We start from the raw sequence: 3,770 nt of genomic DNA, 5'->3' as shown, positions 1-3,770 counted from the left end.
ATGATGGAGTATCAGACAACGACGATGTCGACTGACACTCCGCAATCGCGAGCAGGCTCACTCCCACGTTGGTTTCAGGTGGTCTTCAGGCAATCTGCGCCTTCGACGCCACCTCATCAAACGTCAGCTCATCCAGCGCATCTTCCTGCTCATCCAACACCTGCCGCGGATGGTCATTACCCGGAATGCTGCTGTCGATCAGGCTCAACAAGCTCGAGCCACGCGGCGTCAAAATGTAATTGGAGCCGGTGCCGCCCTGCTCTTCGGGTCGAGACTCGATATAGCCGCGCTCCAGCAGTAATTTTTCATACTCGCCGGCCACCGCTTTCAGGTGATCCAGATTTTCAGTCTCTTCGCCTTCCGACGCTTTCTCCGCCGCATGCTGCTCGGCGTACGGGCGCGGCGTGAAACTGGCCTCACCGCGTTGCACTTCGTGCAGCAAGCGTTCAATCAAATCCCAGTTGTAAGTGGTCATCCTGATTCAACCTCCAAAGCCTGTGAGAGAGGGCCTTCTTAAGTTGTGACCGGCACCGCGCGCAGCCGTTCAGCCGAGTTTTTTGCGGCTGCCGACCGACGGCATGTCGAATTGGACGCAGGTCAAACGACTAGGCTCTGTAAGTCACCTCCCAGCCTTGCGAAGGAGAAAACCTGATGAACGTTCAGAATCATCCCGTCGTGTCCCGCGAAGAATGGCTCGCCGCCCGCAAACAACACCTGGCCCACGAAAAAGCCTTCACAAAGGAACGGGACAAACTCAGCGCCGAACGCCGCGCCCTGCCCTGGGTGAAAATCGACAAGGACTACCACTTCCAGGGCCCGAACGGCGAACTGAAACTCGCCGACCTGTTCGGCGGCCGCAGCCAACTGGTCATCTACCACTTCATGTTCGCCGCTGGATGGGACGAAGGCTGCCCCGGCTGCTCGTTCCTGTCCGACCACATCGACGGCGCCAACCAGCATCTGGCTCATCACGACGTTGCAGTGGTGGCCGTTTCCCACGCACCGTTCGCCGAATTCCAGGCCTTCAAACGGCGCATGGGCTGGAAATTTGACTGGGTGTCGTCAGAAGGCTGCGATTTCAACTACGACTTTGGCGTCTCCGCCCGAGCCGAAGACGTCGCCGCTGGCAAAGCCACCTACAACTACGAAAGATCCGACGGCGCCGAGGAAGAACTCCCCGGCCTCAGCGTCTTTTATCGCAATGAAGCCAGCGAAATCTTTCACACCTACTCCACTTATGCTCGTGGCCTAGACATGTTGGTAGGGGCCTATAACTACCTCGACCTGACGCCGAAGGGCCGCAACGAAGAGGAAATCATGGAATGGGTGCAGCATCACGACAAATACGAAGACAAGACGTCATCCAGCTGCTGCCACGGGAATAATGCGCGTTAAAACACATAACAACTTTCAGGCCGCGATGTCTCGAACCGCCACGACCGGATCACACCATCGGCCGTGGTGTACACCGAGTAACTGCAATCGAATAGCCAGTTGAAGTAGTAACGATTGCCATCGCCCTCGACCACTCGTTCATAGCGGTGTTCGTGATTGTTTGGGGACCACAGCATGAGCTGACAGCGAGCATCGCAAGGTTTGTTTTCGAGATCGGGCATCGGCTGCCCGACCAGGCTGTTGGCGCTGTCGATCCATGCTGAACGAGAAGGTCCGCAAGCTGATAGCGACAGGAAAAGTACCATCAACACTGCTTTTGGAAGCATGTTCGATCCTTGGGCACAGGAAAAAGGGGGGAAAGGCTAAGCATCCACGAAATCCCGGTCGATCCACCACTGCGCCGCTGAACTTTTGCCGTACTTCGGCCCTCAACCGGTTAACCCGTCTTAACCCGGACTGAGGCTCACAATGAAAACCCTGCTGAAACTCACCCTCGTCACCACTCTCGCCTGCGCCCTCCCTGCCTGGGCCTGCACTCCCGAAGAAGCCACAGCCAAGCGCGAACAACTGGCCAAGGAAGTGACCAAACTCACCGAGCAGAACCCGGCCAAGGCCAAAGAAATTAACGCCGAGCTGCAGAAGATGGATTTGGGCACCGCCAGCGCGGATCTTCCCGACAAATGCCAGCTGATTGATCAGCGGCTGAAAGAGCTGAAGACGGCGGACAAAAAGGCCGAGAGCTGAAACCAGGGATTGCAGCCTTCGGTCACTCCTACGCAAAAATGACGCTTCTTCCGGCGCTGCCAAAGGCGCCGTCCTTTCGATCCGGAATTTGCACTAGTGCATTTAATTATTTGCACAGACGCATATATCTGCCTAAGGTTACCCCGAGCCCGGATCGGAGCCGGCCATCCAACATGGCAAACCGCATACGCCGATCGCTCAGCCACACCGCTACATACCCACTAGCTGGACGCTAGTTTTCACTCATGGAGGATTGAAAATGTTAACCACTGAAGCCACGTCATTCACCGGCGAAACCCTGCCAAGGTGCCTGACCGGTCATCTGCTCAACCCGCAACTGTCCGATGTCGAATCGGCTGCCCCCCTCAGCGCACTGGCTGCTGCCAGCCTCAACTTCACAATGCAGAAGCAAACCCAGACCAACTGGTGCTGGGCGGCGGTTTCCGCCTCGGTCGGCAACTATTACGGCACCGGGTCCTGGACCCAATGCGGCGTGGCCACCACTGCGCTGGACCGCAACTGCTGTAATCAACCGGGGCCGTGCAACGTGTATGGTTATCTGGATACAGCCCTGAGAATCACCCGCAGTTTCAACGGCATGAATCAGGGTTCGCTGCAGATGTCGGCCATCCAGAATCAGATCAACATGGGCCGACCGATCGGTTTGCGCTGTGCCTGGTTCGGTGGCGGTGCGCACTTCCTGACGATCTATGGCACCAACGGCAACTACGTGCTGGTCGCAGACTCGATCTACGGCTACTCGACCCGAGCGTTGAACTCCTTCCCCGGTTCTTACAACGGCGGCGGCAACTGGACCAACACTTACTTCACCGTTAAAAACTAGGAGGGCGACATCATGCAACTGACTTATCCAAAGGCGCCTTCCAACGGCGTACAGACATTGCGTCCGGCGCTGCAAGCCGCCCTGCAAACCCAAGGCTTCGGCGTCAATCGCCAGTTTGCCAGCGCCACGCCCGGCAACATCAGCCTGAGCGAGGCCTACCGTGGTTACTCGCTCAGCCTGGAGGACGTGAGCCAGGGCAAAGGCCTGAAAGACGCCAAAGTCGGCGATTGGCATTACCTGGTGTTTTCCAATGGCGTGACGATTGCCGATGCTCAATTGGCCGACGTCCGCGGCCATGTCGAGTTCGCCTCGCTGAACCATGGGGCCATCGCCGCTGCGACGGTCGGGGCGTTGAAACTGGCGGAACAGTCGCCGCAACTGCAGGGTAAAACCGTTGAGCTGCGGGTGCTGTTTGTTTCGGCGCTGCACTTGGTGGCGATCTGGCTGCATGCCGACACTGAAGACGTGCTGATCCCGATTGAGCCGACGCCAAAGGAACTGGCGGTCACACGGTTGTACGGCGAGGCCGAGCTACTCACGCTACTCAAACCGAAGGCTGATCAAGCCAAACAACGCTTTGATGCGGACACCAGTGGGCTGTTGGGGAGCTGACAAACTCTGGAGATAAAAAAACCCGGACACTTGTCCGGGTTTTTATTGGATCGATACGGCTAAAACCAGTCAGTCAGAAGCAACACGGATCCTGTGGCGAGGGAGCTTGCTCCCGCTGGACTGCGCAGCAGTCCCTTCTTTTCAGGGCCGCTTCGCGCCTCAGCGGGAGCAAGCT

Annotated in this window: 6 protein-coding genes; 4 read left to right on the top strand and 2 right to left on the bottom strand. The window is 57.5% G+C overall.

Translation table 11 applies throughout. The features are described from left to right. Positions 1 to 85 precede the first annotated feature (85 nt). On the bottom strand, positions 86 to 475 hold the full coding sequence (locus QMX98_RS33130; RefSeq protein WP_282412011.1) for a transcriptional regulator: 390 nt from the start codon (positions 473 to 475) through the stop codon (positions 86 to 88). A 176-nt stretch (positions 476 to 651) separates the two neighbouring features. Here QMX98_RS33130 and QMX98_RS33125 point away from each other — a divergent pair, with 176 nt between their 5' ends. Further along, positions 652 to 1,395 carry a thioredoxin family protein gene (locus QMX98_RS33125; protein ID WP_282412010.1) on the top strand — a complete coding sequence of 248 codons (744 nt, stop codon included), beginning with the start codon at positions 652 to 654 and terminating at the stop codon, positions 1,393 to 1,395. Here QMX98_RS33125 and QMX98_RS33120 read toward each other — a convergent pair. After that, positions 1,392 to 1,721, bottom strand: a complete 330-nt coding sequence (locus QMX98_RS33120; protein ID WP_172792409.1) for a hypothetical protein — start codon at positions 1,719 to 1,721, stop codon at positions 1,392 to 1,394. The genes QMX98_RS33125 and QMX98_RS33120 overlap by 4 nt on opposite strands. A gap of 142 nt (positions 1,722 to 1,863) precedes the next feature. On the opposite strand from QMX98_RS33120, the gene QMX98_RS33115 reads away from it, so the two are divergent. From QMX98_RS33115 to QMX98_RS33105, 3 genes are all read left to right on the top strand, one after another. Further along, positions 1,864 to 2,139, top strand: a complete 276-nt coding sequence (locus QMX98_RS33115) for a hypothetical protein (protein ID WP_010462036.1) — start codon at positions 1,864 to 1,866, stop codon at positions 2,137 to 2,139. A 259-nt stretch (positions 2,140 to 2,398) separates the two neighbouring features. Next, positions 2,399 to 2,983, top strand: coding sequence for a papain-like cysteine protease family protein (locus tag QMX98_RS33110; protein ID WP_010462038.1), 585 nt, complete (start codon positions 2,399 to 2,401; stop codon positions 2,981 to 2,983). A 12-nt stretch (positions 2,984 to 2,995) separates the two neighbouring features. Then, the gene (locus QMX98_RS33105) at positions 2,996 to 3,595 is read left to right on the top strand and encodes a hypothetical protein (RefSeq protein WP_010462039.1); all 600 of its coding nucleotides are present in this window, start codon (positions 2,996 to 2,998) and stop codon (positions 3,593 to 3,595) included. The last annotated feature ends 175 nt before the right edge of the window (positions 3,596 to 3,770 follow it).

This window comes from Pseudomonas sp. PS02303, from assembly GCF_029959925.1.
GTDB lineage: Bacteria > Pseudomonadota > Gammaproteobacteria > Pseudomonadales > Pseudomonadaceae > Aquipseudomonas > Aquipseudomonas mandelii.
Note: the sequence above shows the minus strand (reverse complement) of the source record. Positions and strands in the feature narration are given on the sequence as shown.